The following is an 18,674-nucleotide window of genomic DNA, read 5'->3' as shown; positions in this document are numbered from 1 at the left end:
AGTCCGCACCGCACTGGTGGAGTTGTCCTCCCAGCGGTAGCTCACCCCACCACTAGCCGTCAGACTCACCACTGGCGTGGCACAGCTTAGGGCCGTCGTGGAGGCAGCAATGCTGGCCTGGGCCGCCGTGGTGTTACTGCTGACGGTGGTGATGGCTGACGTACTACAGCCATTGCTACCCGTTACGAGCACCGTGTAGGTACCCGGAGTACTGATAGTACGGGTATTGCCACTGCCGGCCAGCACACCACCTGGGCCACTGAAGGCATAGCTCAGCCCGGTACCCGTAGCTGAGGCTGTCAGCGTCAGGCTGGTTTCGGCACAGGTCAGCGTGGCCGATGGACTCGCTGTCAGGGTAGGATTACCAGGTGCGACTTTGTCTACACTGATGCTGCGGCTCTGGGTAGCTGTACACCCAGTAGTGCCTGTCACCGTCACTGAGTACACCGTTGTCACTGTGGGAGAAACACTGATGATAGCTGTGGTCGCCCCTGTGCTCCAGCGATACGTTCCCCCTCCACTAGCGGTCAGACTGACACTCGGACTTGCACAGGTGAGGGTGGCTGAACTGGGATTGATGGCAGCGGTAGGGGGCGAGGGATTGCCACTAACGCCCACACTGGCTACGGCTGTGCAGCCGTTGGCCGCTGTGACCGTCACTGAGTAAGTACCCGCCACACTCACACTGCGGATAGAATTGGTGGAGTTGTCGTTCCAACGGTAACTCACTCCGCCACTGGCCGTCAGACTAGCCGTAGGGGTGCTACAACTTAAAGCAGTCGTGGAGGCTGCAATGCTAGCCGTGGGCGGGGTGCTACTGCCCGTTACCGTGGCACTGGTTACCGCCGAGCAGCCGTTGGAGAATGATGAATTTGTTACCGTTACGGAGTAAACGCCCGCTTCAGTTACCGTCCGTAAAGGCGCTTTCGAGCCGTTATCCCACAGAACGAAGGGCGCACCTGAGGCTCTCAGATCAACCGTCGGACTGGCACAGGTGAGTATGGCAGAACTGGGACTGATCACAGCTGTAGGTGGTGTTTTATCAACATTCACGGCTACACTGGCGGTGGCTGTGCAGCCATTAGGTTCAGTAACGGTAACGGAATACGTGGTTGCAATCGTAGGAGTTACTGATAGCACCGCTGTGGTGGCTCCTGTACTCCATTTGTAGCTCACCCCACCACTAGCCGTCAGGCTTACACTGGGTGTTACACAGGTCACCAAAGCAGAACTGGGACTGATGGCCGCAGCGGGTGCACCTGATGTTACAGTTATGATGTTGGCATTGCTGCAATTGGTGTTCAGATTGGTTACTGTCAGGGTAAAGGCTTTAGGCCCGGTCGTCTGTAAGGTGGCCGTAGTAGGGTTGGTACTGGTGCTGCTCAGGCTGGCTCCGGCGGGTGCCGACCATTTATAACTCACATTATTGCTACCGGTTACTGTGCCCGACAAACTTACCGGCTGGTTGTTACAGACGAGGGTTGTGGAAGCAGTAACTGAAACAGCCACATTGCCCGGTGTACCCTGGAATTCATAAGCACCCATATCAACCCGGCCGCTGAAGATGCGGGGCTGACCGGCCAAGTCAGTCTGGGGCAGCGCCGTGACACTGTACGGTCCACTTACGGCCGTAGCACTGGAGGGATCAGCGGCATTTATGGCTACCGAGCAGTTGGGGACCAGTTGCAGATTGGATGAACTGACAAAAGGAGAAATGATGCTGGTGAGGTTATTAGAGCCGGTGTATTCTGTTACATCCGGATCAAACAGAGAATATTTTGCTGTGGTAGAGCCGCTACCCCACGTATGAATACTCCTATTGCCGTTATTCCCCCAGACAATACAATTTATCATGCTTGAACTGGCTCCATCATACGTATACAGTGCCCCACCATGATTTGGAGTTGTATTGGCGCTAAAGCTACAGTTAATAAGCGAAGCAGTACTGAAATTAAATAGTGCCCCGCCATCTCTGTTAACCGAATTGCCGCTAAAGCTACAATTAGTCAAAACAATGCTACCATAGTTTAATATAGCACCACCATACCCATTTAGCTTCACCACATTATTCTCCAGACCAGCGGTATTACCGGTAAAGTTGCAGTTGGTTAAAGCCATATTGGAGACATTAAACACCGCCCCACCTTGTTGAGAAGAATTGGCCGTAAACCTACAGTTGGTTATTTTCGGATTGCAATTGGGATCAAAATACATCGCTCCCCCAGCACCGTAATCATCAAGAGTAGGATTAGCATACAGATAAAAAGCCGAATTGGAGGTAAAGGTGCAGTTGGTTATTACCGGATTGCTTGACCCTCCAAAATACATTGCCCCGCCTAAACGATATGTACTATTTTTCGTAAAGCTACAGTTGGTGATCACCGGGCTGGAATTGTAGTTATACATGCCTCCACCATAACTCCCGTAATCATGCCCCTCAGTAATGACAAACCCATCCAGAATAGCTGTATTATTGAGAGCTATATTTTCAATAACATGAAGACTATTGTCGCTAGGATCACCTGCGGTACCAATATCCCCACTGAGCGTGGAAGACGAAGGGGTCGTCAGATTGATCAACGGCCGTTGGTTGCGGGCTGTTTCGTTACCTACAAAGCCCCCATAAATGGCTACGTTGTTTTTCATCTTGAAGCTGATGCCACGGTCGGTTGTGGTCGTTGGCTTGTAGGCACCAGCCGCCACCCACACCTCACCACCAGTCACATGGTCGGTAACAAAATTGATCATGGCCTGAATGTCAGCCGCAGCATTCGCCCAACTTGTGCCGTCACCTGTACCACTGGCTACTGGTTTTACATAACGAGTAAGGGGCGGTGGGCAACTACCCGGCGCTCCCTGGTATTCAAACGCTCCTATATCGACCCGGCCGCCGAAGATGCGGGGATTGCCTGCCAAATCGGTCTGGGGGAGCGTCGAGGCACTGTAAGGTCCGCTCAGAGCCGTAGTGCTGGAAGGATTCCCTGCATTGATCGCCATGGAGCAGGCCACGAGCTGCTGATTAGTAGAACTGACAAAAGGTGTACTGCTGCTGGTTAGATTGTTGGAACCAGTATAGCCGATTACTGAAGAGTCAAACAGAGAATATTGAGCATTAAAAGTATCTGTAGCGAAACCCCGATTAAATGAGTCGTCCCCGTTATTACCCCATACAATGGTGTTGATCAAACTTACAGTCGAATAATTAATAAATATAGCTCCACCAAAGATTGCCGTATTGCGCCTGAACGTACAGTTGATACTTACCAGATCCGCCCCACCATTACGTATGGCTCCTCCATATTCTTGAGCCGAGTTGTCGATGAAAAGCGAATTTACTAGTGTTGACGCCGAAGACGCCATGTACATTGCCCCTCCGCTTTTAGCAGAATTATTTGTAAAGATACAGTTGGTCAGACTCGGACTTGATATGCCGGAAGAAGCTATACTATATACCCCTCCACCCTCAACAGCAAAATTATTAGTGAAACTACAATTGGTCAGATTCGGGCTGGAGTTGTAGTTGTAAAGGCCTCCACCCTTATTAAAAGGGTCTGCCCCATTGGCATTTCCCGATTTAACAACAAAGCCATCCAGAATGGCGGTATTGTTGAGGCCGCTGTTGGCAATGATATGATAGCTATTGTCGGTATTGTTTCCCAAGGCACCAATGTCCCCGCTGAGGGTAGAAGATGAAGGGGTGGTCAGATTGATGGCAGGCCGCTGAGTGCGACTGGTTTCCGTTCCGGCAAAGCCGCCGTAGATGCGCACATTATTACGCATACTGAAGCTTATGGTACGATCGGTGGAAGTCGTAGGCTTGTAAGTACCGGCCGCTACCCACACCTCTCCACCTGTAGCAGTCAACGAGTTAATAGCTCCTTGAAGGTTAGCCGTGGCATTGGCCCAACTCGTGCCGTCACCTGTACCACTGGACGTGGGCTTTACATACCGGACCTGAGCCGATGCGGCTACTGCTAAACTGAGTAGCAAGCACAGCGGCAAGATCCTCTTCAGCAGGGATTGGATCTTGGAGCCGCTTATCGTGGAGTTTGGGTAAAAAGTTGAGTTTTGGTAAAAAGAGGTAAAGAGTCCATGCATGATATACGCCCTATTGGTTTTCGAGGAAATAATAGGGAAAGGTACGGGTAAACTTTCGGTAATGAGGTGGAGAATTGGCGAAAAAAGGTGGAGAAATAGCGCGAAAAGGTGGAGAATTGTTGCCAGTCTATATATCAATCAGCGACAACACCGCTGCCGGGCCCTTCCACCACAGCCCGGATGGCTTCCTGGGCCTGCTGCACAACCGTTTCCGGGGTCAGGCCGGCGGGTTCAATACCCGGCAGCGCCGTCCACGATAGCAGCGAGAACGACGTCAGCGGAAACAGCCCCTTTGGCGTGAACCGGCCCGTGCCGTCAATGGCAACCGGCACCACCAGAGCATTGGGCGCGCGTTTGAGCAGCGTTGCAACACCGCCCACGGCAAAAGGCTTCATGGGACCATGGGCCGTGCGGGTACCTTCGGGGAAAATCACGGCAGAATGGTTACGCTCCTTAATGAGCTTACCTAGTCGGGCGATCTCAACAATTGCCTGTTTTGCATCTTTGCGGTCGATGAGCGCAGCCCCGCTTTTTCGTAAGTTATACGAAATGCCGGGTATACCCCTGGCCAGTTCAACCTTTGAGATAAAGATGGGAGTGTACCGGCGCAGAAACCAGATAATGCCCGGAATGTCGAACATACTCTGGTGATTGGCTACGAAGATAATGGGCCGGTCGGTAGGCAGATCGGTCGCCTGCCGGAACCTTACCCGCGTGCCGGTGATCAGCCAGCCGTAGGTGATGAAAAAGTTGAATACATCCACGGATTTTTTGTGAGCCTGCTTGCCAAAACCATGGAAGCAGATCACCTGTATTACATGGAATACCACCAGTAATAACCCGAAATACAAGATATATATAACACTCAGAACGTAATCCAGCAGCTTCTTCATCCGGCAATTTTTCGGCAAAAATAAGGAAATGCATCGCTTGTTCGGTCAACTGCGAATAATCTGCTGATTTGCCGGTGGCCTGCCCCAATCAAAACCGGAACTAGCCAGGCAGGTAACCAATGAAAGAAATTTGTTTAGTCGTTAAACCAGATTACGCCCCAGCCGTTTATGAGGTAGGGCGTATTGTCATTTTAATTTGCGTATTTTGCGCCTTACTGATTGTAATACTATACCCAGTCTGAAAGACTCCATGATACTATCTGACGTACGTCTGGAAGTGATGCGCTATATAGAGGGAAAGCTGGATGACCTCCTGGCGGAATTCCTTAAACCCGTGGAAGCCCATTGGCAGCCGGCCGATCTGCTGCCCGATGCTACCCAGGAGAACTTCCTTGACGAAGTAAAACAACTCCGGGAATGCGCCCGCGACCTTCCCTACGATTACATGGCCGTGCTCGTTGGCGATACCATCACGGAAGAGGCCCTGCCCACTTACGAATCCTGGCTGATGGACGTCACCGGCGTCGATCAGCACGAGTCCAATGGCTGGTCGAAGTGGGTTCGGGGCTGGACCGCCGAAGAAAACCGGCACGGCGACCTGCTGAACAAATACCTGTACCTCTCGGGGCGGGTCAATATGCGGGCCATGGAGGTGTCGACGCAATACCTCATTGCCGATGGCTTCGACATCCAGACCGGCCGCGACCCATACCGGAATTTTGTGTATACCTCTTTCCAGGAACTGGCTACGAACATTTCGCACCGCCGGACAGCTACGCTGGCCAAGCAGGCCGGTAACGCGCAGCTTTCCAAAATCTGCGGGGTAATTGCCGCCGACGAAATGCGCCACGCCAGGGCCTATAAAGCCTTCGTCAGCCAGATTTTCCTAGCCGACCCATCTGGCATGATGCTGGCCTTTGAGGACATGATGCGGAAGAAAATTGTAATGCCGGCCCACTTCCTGCGCGAAACAGGGCTTAAGATCGGACAGACGTTCTCGCACTTCTCCGACGCAGCCCAGCGGCTGGGGGTATATACCACCTACGACTACATCAGCATCATGGAGTCGCTGCTGGACGAGTGGCAGATAGCGAAGGTGACAGACCTGAGCGATGCCGGCGAACGCGCCCGCGATTACGTTATGGCCCTGCCCGACCGTCTGCGCCGGATTGCTGACCGATCCAAAACTCCTACGCTGGAGTACCGCTTCAGCTGGATTGCGTAACGGAGCGGGCACACAACCTATGTAAACACCGCCTTTGCTATGACCGCGCTCATGAATGCCGTTAATAAAAACAACCCTGCTCTTGTTCAGCAGCTCATTCAGGACGGGGCCGATGTGAATGAGCTGGACGCCAGCCAGGATGCTCCGCTGGTCATGGCTGCGTATAAAGGCTATACGGCTATTGTAAAATTACTCCTGGAAGCGGGTGCCGATGTACGGGCCGTTGATCCGGGCATGAAGGCTACCGCGCTGCACGCAGCGGCCTACGCCGGCCGGGCAGAAGCGGCTAAGCTCCTGATTGACTACCATATCGACATCAATAAGCAGGGTCCATACAACGGCTATACCGCCCTGCATGACGCGATCTGGCAGAACAACATCGAGGTAGTCAACGTACTGTTAGCCGCTAATGCCGATTTACATCTTCGTTCAAACGAGGGCAAAACTCCGCTGGAATTTGCCAGAGCTAAAAATCGTAAGGAAATTATAGCCCTGCTGGAAGCCAAAGCAGGGAAGTAGCTGCCCTACCGTCAGCGTCTTTCTTACTCATGGTATACTGGTTTTTGATACGATCTTCCCTGCTTTTCGGGATGATAGCCCTGGCAACGGCTTTGGCCTTCTCCCAGGCCAGCGCTCCATCTGTTTTTTCCTGGAAACAGGCACCGGTTGTTAAACGGCCAAATTATGAGGAGCGAACCCTGATGCAGGGAACAACCAGCCATTTTTCTGACATCCGGATTCAGGCCATCACCCATTATACTAAAACCTCTCCGGAAGAGACCCAGCAACTCGATGAGGAGGCTTTGGTGATCATCAGGGAAGGGGAACTGACCCTGACTCTCGGCGGAAAACAGAAAACGCTGGGGCCGGGCAGCGTGGTGGTCCTCATGCCGGGGGATGCTTTCCGGTTAGACAATCAAACAGATCAGCCGCTTACGTATTATTTCATCCGGTATACCTCCAACGAAATGCCGGATCTGGATCTGTATCGCCTAACCGGAGATTCGTTCTGGGTCGACAGCCGGGACGTACCCTATACTCCTGACGACAAAGGGGGTATCCGACGACTGTTTGCCGCTGCCACCGTAATGAACCGTCGCTGCGAAATGAACATTATGACCCTCAATCCGGGCATATGGCGTAATCCGCCCCATACGCATCAGGCGGCCGAACTGCTGATCATACTGGAGAACACGGCTTTGGTCCACAGTGACGGTGAGCAGAAAAGGGCAGAGGCAGGTGATGTGATTTTTTGGGACGCCGGGGTCGCGCACGCTATTCAGAACACCATGCCGGAGAAATGTTCCTACATTGCCCTGCATTTTCAACCGTGAGGTTACCGGCGGCTAATGCTTACTTTTGTGTTCACTTATGTCTAAAGTTATTTTGATCACCGGTGCGTCTACCGGTCTGGGAGAATCCATGGCTATTTACTTAGCCCAGCGGGGATACAAGGTGTATGGTACATCGCGGCAGGCCGACGAAGCCGGCAAAACCTTTTCGATGTTATCCATGGATGTGACCAGCGCGGAGAGTATCGGGCAGGCTGTTGAGTACATTTGCGAACGTGAAGGGCGGCTGGATGTGCTGATTAACAACGCCGGTCTGGGAATTGCCGCCCCTGTTGAGCTGCTGCCCCTGGACGATGTGCAACGCGTGTTTGACACCAATGTGACCGGGGTGATCCGGATGGTCCAGGCTGTGCTGCCGATGATGCGTCAGCAGCGGTCGGGTTTGATCATCAACATCAGCTCCATTGCCGCCGAGGCCGGACTACCCTACCGGGGGGCCTACAGTGCCACCAAAGCGGCCGTGGAGCGGCTAACCGAGGCCCTTCGCTTAGAACTGGCTCCGTTTGGGGTTCAGGCCTGCTCCATTCAGCCGGGAGGGACCCGCACCGACATCAACAAAAACCGGCTGCGGGCCTCCATTCCCGCCGACAGCGTGTATAAAAAAACCTTTGACCGGACCTATGAACTGATCGACCAGAGTGTCAGTGGGGGTATTGATCCGGCGGTGTTTGGGCCTTTGGTCGACTCCATCATCAACTCGGCTCAGGTGAAGCGGCTTTATCGGGTTGGCAAGCCCCTGGAAAAAGTATCTGTGCTGCTGAAACGGGTGTTGCCTACCCGGATTTACGAACGAATGATCCGGAAGCATTACGATATGTAATGCTGCTTTTCTCTGCCGGCTGGCAGATAGAAGGCGCTGGATGCCAGATGGTTTGCTTATAGCCTGCCCACCTGATGGCGGCAGATGAAGCAGATTTTACCGGCAGCGTTTAACAGAGGGGGCGTTCGCTTAGTTAGTGTACTAAGTCAGGTAAGCTTGTCTGCCCGTAATGCAGACGGTATTCTCAACAGTCTGGCTCTACACCCTTTATGCTTCAGAAAAAACGCCCATTTTATATCATTGCACACCGCTCCAATACCATTGATGACGCCCGGAACGCGCTGGACCTGGGCGCTAATGCATTAGAGTTCGATATCTGCCATCACGAAGGAACATTTTATGTTTGCCATTCCGATCCGCTTATCTACGAGGATATCCCTACCGTGGCTGAATACCTGGACGGATTAAACACCCTCCTGACCCAGAACGACTACAACCTGGCCCTCGCCATTTTTGACCTGAAAGATAATGATTTCGACATCAACGAGTTGGTGTCGCTCATTAAACAATATATCTCCGGCAGTAAATGCGATGGGATGGCGATTCTGCTGACGCATGCCGATGATGTGTCGTTCATCACTACCTATACCGGCCAGTATCCCGATGTGGGAGTGGGGGTCGATGAATCCAATATACCTCCTGCTGAATTAGAAGGCATATTTAAAAAAGCGGGTCAGCAGCACTTCTCGTATGCCGATGGGATTACCACGTTTCTGTCTAAACCCGGCGTTTTTACCAACATCACAACGGCCCAGACGTGTGCATTCCAAAACGCCCCCGAAAGCTATAAACTCATTTACACCTGGGTGCTGACGCTGGAAGGTTCCATGTGTAAATACCTCGATACCTATATCGATGGCATTTTTGTGGATCCGCCGTATATCGAAAAACTGAAGGATCTGGTCACGTCGCATCCGTATAACGGAGTATATGAACTGGCCCGGCATGGGCATAATCCGTATACCGTACCCCGCATTCCGGCGTACAGGCTACGGATCAAGACCAGAGATACGTTTCTGGCCGGGTCCGCTGCGTTTTATGTATTCACGCTGAAAGGGTCGGCCGGTACGTTGCAGAGTCTTCCGTTCAACAGCCATATGGATGGCCGGTTGGACAGCGGTACACTCACGTATGTAGCCCTGGAAGGCTTGGATATCGGTGAGGTACAGAGCCTGACGGTGCAGGCCCTTACCAGCAATGTGACGTCTGACTGGCTGCCAGAGATCATAACCGTAGAAAGCAACTGCCTTGCCGAATCGGTTGACTTCATCTTTAACGATGATGTCTCGCCTAATGAATGGGTATCTGAGAAGACCGGGGCCGTAACCCGATCGCCGTTATCCTGATCAACTGCCGGGATTTTAGGGGGCCGATGAAAGGCGCATTAGGATAATGCCCCCTACAATCAGGCTGGCGGCCAGCAACCGGATGGTATTGACCGGCTCGCTCAGCACGACAATACCGACCACAAAGGCTCCAACGGCACCAATGCCGGTCCAGATGGTATAGGCCGACCCCAGCGGAAGTGTGCGCATGGCCAGCGACAGCAGGCCTACACTGGCGAGCATGGCCACTACCGTAACGAGCGTGGGACCTAAGCGGGTAAACCCCGCCGATTGCTTCATGGCGTAGGCCCAAACGACCTCCAGCAGACCCGCCAAAATCAGAAATATCCAGGCCATTGTATTGTTGCTTTTCCAGAATAAGCCGGCCCGGCCCGGATATGTTTCCCGCTACGGAAAAAGTTGCCTGTCATTTGCCACTGGCTCAGATGATCGCTATATTACTGTTGAAACCAACGTAGGGAGAGCGGTACGAAGCCCAGACCTTTTATCCAGAGCAGCTATGCGATTCGAAGAAGAAGTAGTACTCTACCAGTTCGGGCAGGGCGTGCGCCCGGTGGAGGATCTGGTTTTGATTTTCAGCCGGTTGAGTGAGGAGGAAAAACAAAATCAGTTTTATGACTTGTTTTCTCTGGTCTGGGGGACTAAACAGAAACTCTCCGATGTGGAGCAGGCCATTGACGATCAATTTGGAAACGAGCTAGATTCGACTGGTGCTGAGCTGAAAAATCATAGGTTTTGTGCTGCGCTTATTAACTATTGGTCGCATCCCGATCGACATCGCCAGATGATATGGCTTGGGGTACCCGACAGCCTGCCAGAGGGTAAGTATGAGAAGACGTACCGGTTATTACTCCGCTTGTTCAAAGCCTATTACCAACGGCGTAAAGCAATGAATATGGAAACTCCTGACAACTGGAGGTATTGGGATTTGTCGCAGCCTGAAACCGTCGAGGAACTGATAAAAGCCCATCAGAATCTGGTGGAAGATGTATACCGTAATCCGGAGTTTCGGAGCGACTTTCTCAGGTTGGCTAGGCTTGAGTATGATCACAAGCAGTCGGAACAGGCCAGGCGTCAGCAGCCTGTTCCGGCGCAGAAGACCCGGCACAGGTTTGCGACGTACGATGAAGTATTAACAGAATTCGTTAGAGCGTCTAACTATCAGGCAATTACCCGTTATCTGTTATACGATTCATTGCAGAAGGCGCTGCGGGAACGATACGGATTAACCGCCGACAAATCCATGAAAATACTCAAGGAGGTCGTTAACCGGCATATGCAGGAGACGGACACTACCTGATTTTAGGTGGACATTGTACTGCTCCTGCATATGCCGGTCCCGGGAAAAAAGCTTTTCCCGCGTATGGCTATTCCGCTATTGGCGGACCTACTATGGCAGAGTCATGCGCCTGATAGAGTTTTCCCATAGCTTTCAGGTCGGGCGCTCCTTTTTCGGGTAGGAGCTTGCCAAGCTGCCGGAAAAAGCTTTCCATGTCGCCGGCCGGCTGAACCGTAACCAGCAACTTGCCGGGCTGACTACTCACGCAGTCGAAGCCATGCGGCACGGTGCGGGCGACAAACATCGTGTCACCTGCTTTCAGCCGTGTTTTTTCGTTGCCGACCTGGAACAGAAATTCACCTTCGAGCACACAGAAAAATTCATCCATGTTCTGATGCACATGCAGTGGGGGACCGCTGCCCCTCCGGTTGTTTGAACTGACAAATACCGCCATATCACCGCCGGTATCTTCACTGAGTACCTTGAAGTCGAGGGGCGTTCCGGCCAGGACGATTTTTTCACTATTACGGGATTCTCCGTCTTTCAGGCTGATCCCTTTGGTAGGGCGGAGGGTTAGAGCTTCGGCTGGCAGGTCAATGGCAGACGTTGCCAGCAGTGAATGCTGAAGAAAGTGACGCCGTTTCATAAGGCTGATTTTTTTGGTTAACAGGTTAAAATTGCACCGGGTCATCCATTGGTTGGTGGTAAAAAATCAGCGAGTATCAGTTAACCAGTCTCAGCCACTTTTCGGGTGAATTGTCATTCTGATTAAGGAATAAGGGAGGGGTGGTGCCACCAAACTGTTTAAAGTCTTTAACCAGATGCTGGTAGTCGTAATAACCCGTTTGCAGCGCCACACTTAGCCAGTCGAGTTGAGGGTTAGTTTCTTTCAACCAGAATGCCCGGTCGAACCGGACGATACGGGCAAATAACTTAGGCGATACGCCCATCTGCTCCCGAAACTTCCGTTCAAACTGACTTATACTAAGGCAACAGTGGCCGGCCCACTGGTCGAGTGACCAGAGGTTGGTTTTCGCAAGCATATGCCGGCTGGCTTTCTCCAGCGGCAGGAGGTCGACCTGCAATCGCTGGATTCGTTTCCACAGGTAATTTTCCACAATAGCAACCATTTGTTCGTAGTGGCTGGCATGAGCCAGTTGATCGTTTACGAGCCGGATTTCGGCTCCGATTACCGATTCGGCATCAATATTCTGATCGACAAATTCGCTCAAGGGATTGCGCAGAAACCTGGCCAGCACGCCGGGCTGAAAACTTACGTCGAACATCAGGTATTCTTCCTGCGCCAATTGCAGCGTGATTCGATTGATATGCTGGCCAAAAACAACCGTCTGGGGCCGGCGTATCCCTGTGCCTGTTTCGGGATTGGGGTGGTGAGCTGTGAGATAGCCACGGGGATAAAACGTAATCCCCTGATTGGGTGAGGCCGGAAATGGTTTCAGAGGGATCGGGTCGTTGGGCGAAAACCGGAAGTGCAGCAGCATGTACCTCTTGATGTATTCCCGAAGGTGAGCGGATGGCTGTATGACGGAGAAAACCATAATAGAAGTTGGACTGAGCCAGGATTTACCCGTTTAAGTTAGCGGTTTCACGCTACTAAGTACTGGTAAAAAATCAGCATTTCAGGGTAGGACGACCAAAAAGACTTTCCTTAGTTTCAACCTGAGAAGAAAGAAACGCTACTTTTATCTGGTTAAACTTGTACGGTCAGAGCCTTTACCCTCATAGAGGTGCTTTACCTGAACTATCCTTTTTATATACCTGCTTATGCTTCGTTATGTACTTTTTGGCTGGCTGCTGCTCCCGACGTTGAGCTGGGCGCAGGTAAAACAACAGGCTCCTAAACCCTTGCCGAAACTTGCTGGTGCGGCCAGGCCCCGCAACGTGGTCTTTATCCTGTCCGATGATCACCGGTATGATTTCATGAGTTTCATGAAGCCGGCCATTGCACCCTGGCTGGAGACGCCGAACCTGGACCGCATCCGGCGCGAAGGAGCGCACTGCCCCAAAGCATTCGTAACAACGGCGCTCTGCTCGCCCAGCCGTGCCAGCATCCTGACCGGCCTTTTTTCGCACCAGCACACGGTGGTCGATAACGTAGCTCCTGAGCCACCTACGCTGACCTATTTTCCGCAGTATCTGCAGCAGGCCGGGTACCAGACCGCCTTCATTGGAAAGTGGCATATGGGTAACGATGACGACAAACCGCGTAAGGGTTTTAACCACTGGGTGAGCTTTGAGGGGCAGGGCGTATATTACAACCCGGTTCTGAACGTCGACGGTAAAAAGGTGGCGCACCGCGACAGCGCCTATACCACCGATGTGCTCACCGACTACGCCCTGAACTTCCTGAACGGGCGCAACAAAGACAAACCGTTTTTTGTGTACCTCTCCCACAAAGCGGTGCATCATGAGTTTAAACCTTCGCCCGCTGATCGGGGCCGGTTTGCGAACTCACCGATTCAGTACCCGGCCTCCTTCTACCAGACCGATCCGCGTAACCAGAATCCGGAGACCAAAGAAAGCCCTACGCCACTCTGGGTGAAGCGGCAGCGCTATAGCTGGCATGGTGTGGATTACCTCTACCACGGCTCCACCAGTTTTGACTCGTTTGTGCGCGACTATTGCGAGACGCTGCGCAGCATGGATACCAGCATCGGCCGGGTACTGAAATACCTCGACGACAATGGTCTGGCCGAGAATACGCTGGTCATTTACATGGGCGACAACGGCTTTATGTTCGGCGAACACGGTCTGATCGATAAGCGGACTGCCTATGAGGAGTCCATGCGGGTACCCTTTCTGGTGCGTTGTCCGGCCCTGATCAAAGCCGGAATTACTGTGCCCCAGATGGTGCAGAACGTTGATGTAGCGCCAACCATTCTGGAACTGGCCGGCTTACAGAAAGCTTCGCAGATGGTTGGCCGCTCCATCATGCCGCTGCTGCAGGGGAAACCGGTATCCGACTGGCGTGATAAGATCTTCTACGAATATTACTGGGAATACGACTTTCCGCATACACCCACGGTGCACGCCATCCGCACCGACCGTTACAAATATGTGCGCTACCATGGCATCTGGGACACCAACGAGTTCTTTGATCTGGAAAATGACCCTCAGGAAATGAAAAATCTCATCCGGGAGCCGCAGCACCAGGCCGCTATTAAGCAGATGGCCGGTCAGCTCTACGACTGGCTGGAAGATACCGGCGGCCTGCAAATACCGCTGAAGCGCATCAATCGCCCGCGCTTTGCCGACCACGAAAACAAAAACACGTTCTGACCTGTATGAAGCAATTGTCAACCATAGCGATGAACTGTGGTGTCGGCTTTGCCGTCCTGCTATCTTTTGTCAGCTTTAAAAGAGAAGGCCGTCATGCCCCTGATCCGAAGCGCCCCAACGTTGTAATAATCCTGACCGATGACCAGCGGTGGGATGCCTTGGGCGTTGCCGGAAATCCTTACCTGAAAACCCCCAACATTGATAAACTAGCTGCAGAGGGCGTATTTTTTAGAAACTATTTCTGCACAACCTCGCTTTGCTCGCCCAGTCGGGCATCTATTCTGAGCGGGAAATATGCGCACGCGCACGGGGTGGTTAATAATTTTACCGAGTACCCCGTCAACCTGCCCAGTATGCCAGGTGTATTGCAGTCGGCAGGTTACGAAACAGCTTACATCGGCAAGTGGCATATGGGTGAGGAGAACGATAAACCCCGGCCGGGTTTCGACTATTTTGTTACCCATAAGGGGCAGGGAAAGTATTGGGATACCGAGTTTAATATAAATGGACAGGGCAGCCGGGAGGTAAAAGGCTATTATACAACGGTAGTGACCCGAATGGCCGCTGACTGGCTGAAGAAGGACCGCTCCAAACCTTTCTTCCTGATGCTCGGGCATAAAGCTCCCCATAGTTTTTACATGCCGGAACCGAAATACGCCAAAGCCTTCGATGGGGTTCGGATCCGGTATCCCAAAAGCGCTTTTGAGTTAGGCGATAAACCGAAGTGGATTGCGCAGCGGCTGAATACCTGGCACGGCATTTATGGACCCTTGTTCGAGTGGCGGAAGAAGTTTCCGGACTCTTCGCCCGAAGCCGTTAAGGATTTTGAAAATATGGTTCATGCCTATTGGGGCACCATTCTGTCTGTCGATGACAGTGTCGGTGAGATCTACCGCATCCTGAAGGAAATGGGCGAACTGGAGAACACCATTTTTGTCTTCACGTCGGACAATGGTCTACTGAATGGGGAACACGGGATGGTCGATAAGCGGACCATGCACGAGCCCAGTATTCATATTCCGCTGGTTATCCGGTTTCCTGGTCTGACTCCCGTGACCAAACCCGTGGTGGTGACAAAGCAGGTCCTGACGCTGGATATTGCTCCTTCTATTCTGGATCTGTGCGGAGCACCCGCGTTGAAAAATATTCATGGCCAATCGTTCAGGCGGCTGGTGAAGGGCGATGCGGCTGCCTGGCGAAAGGCTTGGATGTATGAATACAACTACGAGAAGCAGTTCCCCTACACACCGAATGTGCGTGGCATCCGGACGGATGAGTGGAAGTACATCCATTATCCTACCGGCGACGGCACCCCCGATAAGCATATGGCAGAACTGTACCATTTAGCGGTTGACCCTGGTGAAGACCATAATCTGATAAATGACCGCAACTATGCCGGCAAGGTAAACGAGCTGAAACGGGAGTTAGCCGCGTTGCTCAAAAAAACAGGGGCAAATCCCGATAAAATGCCGTTGGATGAAGGCATAAAGTCTGAATTGCCCGAACAATCGATTCGGTAGTTCAGCATTGAAGTGTCTGAACCCAAACCGCCAGTTCAGACTACCTATGATTTTGTCGGTTTTACAGTCAGCCGGTCGCGGCTGCCAGCCATTCCGCACGTATGAAGCACCTAAACACCCGAATTTTACTAAGCTGCCTGCTTATTCTGATACCGGCTGTTGCCGGATTTGCCCAAAAGAAAACCGCAAAAAAATCAACCCTGGCCGCAGCGCCGGTTAGTGACCGCCAGTTCTGGCTGGCCGAAATGGACCGCATGGTGCGGCCGGTGCTCGCCAGCCTGGCCAACGATAGCCTGCTCATTGTTATGCCGAAGGTAGCCTCAATCCGGAGTGATAACCGGGAGAGTCGCATTCAGGTGCAGTACCTGGAGGTAGTCGGCCGGGTCTTATGCGGCATCGCGCCCTGGCTGCAGGGCGAAGGCGGTACCCCCGACGAAGTAGCCCTGCGGAACCAGTACCGGCAGTGGACGCTGAAGGGGCTGTCGAACGCGCTGGACTCCACGGCAAAAGATTATATGCGCTTTAATCTGGGCGGGCAGCAGCTTGTCGATGCCTCGTTCCTGGCTATTGCGATGGTGCGGGCACCCTGGCTGTGGGAGAACCTGAGTAAAACGGATCAGACGCGGTTCGTCAACGCGCTGAAACAGACCCGCCGGGTGAAGCCGAGCTTTTCCAACTGGCTGTTGTTCCCGGCTATGATCGAAGCTTTCTTTTGTAAATACGGCTACGAATGGGACCCCATGCGGGTTGATTATGCGTTGCAGCAACTGGAGCAGTGGTACGTGGGCGACGGTATGTATACCGACGGGGTCCATTACGCCTTCGATTACTACAACAGCTACGTCATTCATCCGTATCTGGCCGCCATTGTCGATGTAATCGGCAGGAAAACGAACGCCTACAATGCCATGATAACCAACATCCGGAAGCGCAATGAACGCTATGCCATCATTCAGGAGCGGCTGATCAACGCCGATGGGAGTTTTCCGGCCACAGGGCGTTCGCTGGTGTACCGGGGGGCTGCGTTTCACCACCTGGCCGATATGGCGTGGCGAAAGGCCCTTCCTGAACCACTGAAGCCGGCGCAGGTGCGTGGGGCACTGACGGCGGTTATCCGGAAAACGCTCGAAAGCTCGTCGACGTACCAGAATGGCTGGCTGACCATCGGCCTCTACGGTTCGCAACCCGACATTGCCGATGTGTATAACAATCAGGGTAGTGTGTATCTGGCGACGGCTATTTTTTTGCCGCTGGGCCTGCCGGCCTCAGACCCGTTCTGGGCCGATGCCCCGGTGAAATGGAGTGCTCAGCGGGTATGGAGTGGAGAGGATTTTCCGCACGACATCAAAATCAATTAATGACACCGATGGTCAGCCAGTTTCCTGCTGCCGGCCATCGATGCCATTACCTATTCGTGCTCTTCGCCACGGATTCGGAAAATAGCGCCTTCCAGTGACTCATCGACCCGGATCTGGCAGGCCAGCCGGCTGTCAAACCCGGCATCGGGCAGTGTGTCCAGCATATCGAGTTCGGCATCGGTCTGCGGGGGTAAGGCATCCAGGCCTTCTAGCACCTGCACGTGGCAGGTTGCGCAGAGGGCCATGCCGCCACAGGTCGCCAGGATATTGTACTCCGACGCTTTCAGCACTTCCATCAGGCTCAGGTTGATACCTTCGGGAATTTCTAGCGTCTGCCGGTCGCCGGTACGGTCTTCAACGGTGAATTGAATCATGTTGGATTAAAACGCGTGGACACCGTTGACGGTGGTATATTTAAAACTCAGCTTCTGGTTCGGGTATACGTACCTGAACGCACTCTGGCACATCAGCGCAGCCTCGTGGAAACCGCACAGAATCAGTTTCAACTTACCCGGATAGGTATTGATGTCGCCAATGGCGTAAATACGCTCCACATTGGTGCTGTAATCGACGGTATTCACGCTGATGGCTGATTTGTCAATGTTCAGCCCCCAGTCGGCGATGGGCCCTAATTTGGGGGTCAGGCCAAACAGCGGAATCAGGTGGTCGGCGGCCAGAATGCGCTGAGCCTTATCTTTGCCGGTGATGGTTACCTCTTTCAGATGGCCATTGCCGTTCACGCTGGTAATGTTGGATTGCAGTACCAGGTTGATTTTACCCTGCTTGGCCAGTTCATACACCTTCTCGGCGGAGTCAGGGGCTCCCCGGAAACTGTCGCTGCGGTGGATCAGCGTTACCTCTTTGGCTACTTCGGCCAGGAAGATGGTCCAGTCGAGCGCGGAGTCACCACCACCGGCCAGAATGACCCGGCGGTCGCGCAACTGTTCGGGGTTCTTCACCATGTACGAAACGCCTTTGCCTTCAAACTTCTCCAGCCCTTCGATCTCCGGCTTGCGGGGCTCAAAGCAACCCAAACCACCGGCGATCACCACCACCTGGCAGTGTACCTGCGTACCGTCGTTGGTGCCAATGATAAACGATCCATCTTCCTGCCGGTCGAGGGTATCGACCCGCTCGCCTAACGAGAAGGTTGGGTGGAACGGCTCAATCTGATCCATCAGGTTGTCGACCAGATCCTGGGCTTTTACTTCCGGATAGCCGGGGATGTCATAGATAGGCTTCTGGGGATATATTTCGGAAAGCTGACCACCCACCTGCGGTAACGCATCGATGAGGTGGCAGCGCATTTTTAATAATCCAGCTTCAAAAACGGCAAAAAGTCCTACCGGACCTGCGCCAATGATGCATATGTCGGTTGTAATCATGGTAGTGTGCTATTCTATCTGTATAACACCAGGCGGAGTGTACAGATTCCCTTTCGGCGTTGTTTATAGGGCAAAAGTAGACCAGCCGGCCCCACCAG

General features: G+C 52.9%; 15 protein-coding genes and 1 pseudogene. 9 read left to right on the top strand and 7 right to left on the bottom strand.

Annotated elements, in window-relative coordinates; translation table 11 throughout:
- Positions 1 to 4,098 (bottom strand): beta strand repeat-containing protein (locus ABD949_RS20200; protein ID WP_345246363.1); only part of this gene is annotated, 4,098 nt, incomplete at its 3' end.
- A gap of 134 nt (positions 4,099 to 4,232) precedes the next feature.
- Entirely contained in the window at positions 4,233 to 4,991 is a 759-nt protein-coding gene (locus ABD949_RS20195) for a lysophospholipid acyltransferase family protein (RefSeq protein WP_345246361.1), read from the bottom strand.
- 250 nt (positions 4,992 to 5,241) lie between these two features.
- On the opposite strand from ABD949_RS20195, the gene ABD949_RS20190 reads away from it, so the two are divergent.
- From ABD949_RS20190 to ABD949_RS20170, 5 genes and pseudogenes are all read left to right on the top strand, one after another.
- Positions 5,242 to 6,216 carry an acyl-ACP desaturase gene (locus ABD949_RS20190; RefSeq protein WP_345246359.1) on the top strand — a complete coding sequence of 325 codons (975 nt, stop codon included), beginning with the start codon at positions 5,242 to 5,244 and terminating at the stop codon, positions 6,214 to 6,216.
- Between the two features lie 33 nt (positions 6,217 to 6,249).
- Positions 6,250 to 6,735 (top strand): annotated as a pseudogene (locus ABD949_RS20185) (ankyrin repeat domain-containing protein); the annotation flags it as partial.
- Positions 6,736 to 6,779: 44 nt separating this feature from the next.
- A complete protein-coding gene (locus ABD949_RS20180) occupies positions 6,780 to 7,550 on the top strand; it encodes a cupin domain-containing protein (protein ID WP_345246357.1) in 771 nt (256 codons plus the stop codon).
- A gap of 37 nt (positions 7,551 to 7,587) precedes the next feature.
- Positions 7,588 to 8,388 carry an SDR family oxidoreductase gene (locus ABD949_RS20175; RefSeq protein WP_345246355.1) on the top strand — a complete coding sequence of 267 codons (801 nt, stop codon included), beginning with the start codon at positions 7,588 to 7,590 and terminating at the stop codon, positions 8,386 to 8,388.
- Positions 8,389 to 8,597: 209 nt separating this feature from the next.
- Positions 8,598 to 9,734, top strand: a complete 1,137-nt coding sequence (locus tag ABD949_RS20170; protein ID WP_345246353.1) for a hypothetical protein — start codon at positions 8,598 to 8,600, stop codon at positions 9,732 to 9,734.
- 15 nt (positions 9,735 to 9,749) lie between these two features.
- Here the strand turns inward: ABD949_RS20170 and ABD949_RS20165 are convergent, their stop codons facing one another.
- On the bottom strand, positions 9,750 to 10,070 hold the full coding sequence (locus ABD949_RS20165; protein WP_345246351.1) for a DMT family transporter: 321 nt from the start codon (positions 10,068 to 10,070) through the stop codon (positions 9,750 to 9,752).
- Positions 10,071 to 10,233: 163 nt separating this feature from the next.
- Here ABD949_RS20165 and ABD949_RS20160 point away from each other — a divergent pair, with 163 nt between their 5' ends.
- Positions 10,234 to 11,034 carry a DUF5958 family protein gene (locus ABD949_RS20160; protein ID WP_345246349.1) on the top strand — a complete coding sequence of 267 codons (801 nt, stop codon included), beginning with the start codon at positions 10,234 to 10,236 and terminating at the stop codon, positions 11,032 to 11,034.
- A gap of 67 nt (positions 11,035 to 11,101) precedes the next feature.
- Here the strand turns inward: ABD949_RS20160 and ABD949_RS20155 are convergent, their stop codons facing one another.
- Entirely contained in the window at positions 11,102 to 11,659 is a 558-nt protein-coding gene (locus ABD949_RS20155; protein WP_345246347.1) for a cupin domain-containing protein, read from the bottom strand.
- Positions 11,660 to 11,735: 76 nt separating this feature from the next.
- On the bottom strand, positions 11,736 to 12,572 hold the full coding sequence (locus tag ABD949_RS20150) for a helix-turn-helix domain-containing protein (RefSeq protein ID WP_345246345.1): 837 nt from the start codon (positions 12,570 to 12,572) through the stop codon (positions 11,736 to 11,738).
- A 226-nt stretch (positions 12,573 to 12,798) separates the two neighbouring features.
- Here ABD949_RS20150 and ABD949_RS20145 point away from each other — a divergent pair, with 226 nt between their 5' ends.
- The 3 genes from ABD949_RS20145 to ABD949_RS20135 all read left to right on the top strand — a co-directional run bounded on the left by ABD949_RS20145 (position 12,799) and on the right by ABD949_RS20135 (position 17,191).
- Positions 12,799 to 14,313 (top strand): sulfatase family protein, encoded by a 1,515-nt coding sequence (locus ABD949_RS20145; RefSeq protein WP_345246342.1) that lies wholly within the window; start codon positions 12,799 to 12,801, stop codon positions 14,311 to 14,313.
- Between the two features lie 5 nt (positions 14,314 to 14,318).
- Positions 14,319 to 15,833 carry a sulfatase family protein gene (locus tag ABD949_RS20140; protein ID WP_345246340.1) on the top strand — a complete coding sequence of 505 codons (1,515 nt, stop codon included), beginning with the start codon at positions 14,319 to 14,321 and terminating at the stop codon, positions 15,831 to 15,833.
- Between the two features lie 101 nt (positions 15,834 to 15,934).
- A complete protein-coding gene (locus tag ABD949_RS20135) occupies positions 15,935 to 17,191 on the top strand; it encodes a DUF2264 domain-containing protein (RefSeq protein ID WP_345246338.1) in 1,257 nt (418 codons plus the stop codon).
- Between the two features lie 50 nt (positions 17,192 to 17,241).
- Here ABD949_RS20135 and ABD949_RS20130 read toward each other — a convergent pair whose 3' ends face one another.
- Positions 17,242 to 17,565, bottom strand: a complete 324-nt coding sequence (locus ABD949_RS20130; protein ID WP_345246336.1) for a 2Fe-2S iron-sulfur cluster-binding protein — start codon at positions 17,563 to 17,565, stop codon at positions 17,242 to 17,244.
- Between the two features lie 6 nt (positions 17,566 to 17,571).
- On the bottom strand, positions 17,572 to 18,576 hold the full coding sequence (locus tag ABD949_RS20125; RefSeq protein ID WP_345246334.1) for an NAD(P)/FAD-dependent oxidoreductase: 1,005 nt from the start codon (positions 18,574 to 18,576) through the stop codon (positions 17,572 to 17,574).
- Between the last annotated feature and the right edge of the window lie 98 nt (positions 18,577 to 18,674).

It is taken from the genome of Nibrella saemangeumensis, from assembly GCF_039541915.1.
Classification (GTDB): domain Bacteria; phylum Bacteroidota; class Bacteroidia; order Cytophagales; family Spirosomataceae; genus Nibrella; species Nibrella saemangeumensis.
Note: the sequence above shows the minus strand (reverse complement) of the source record. Positions and strands in the feature narration are given on the sequence as shown.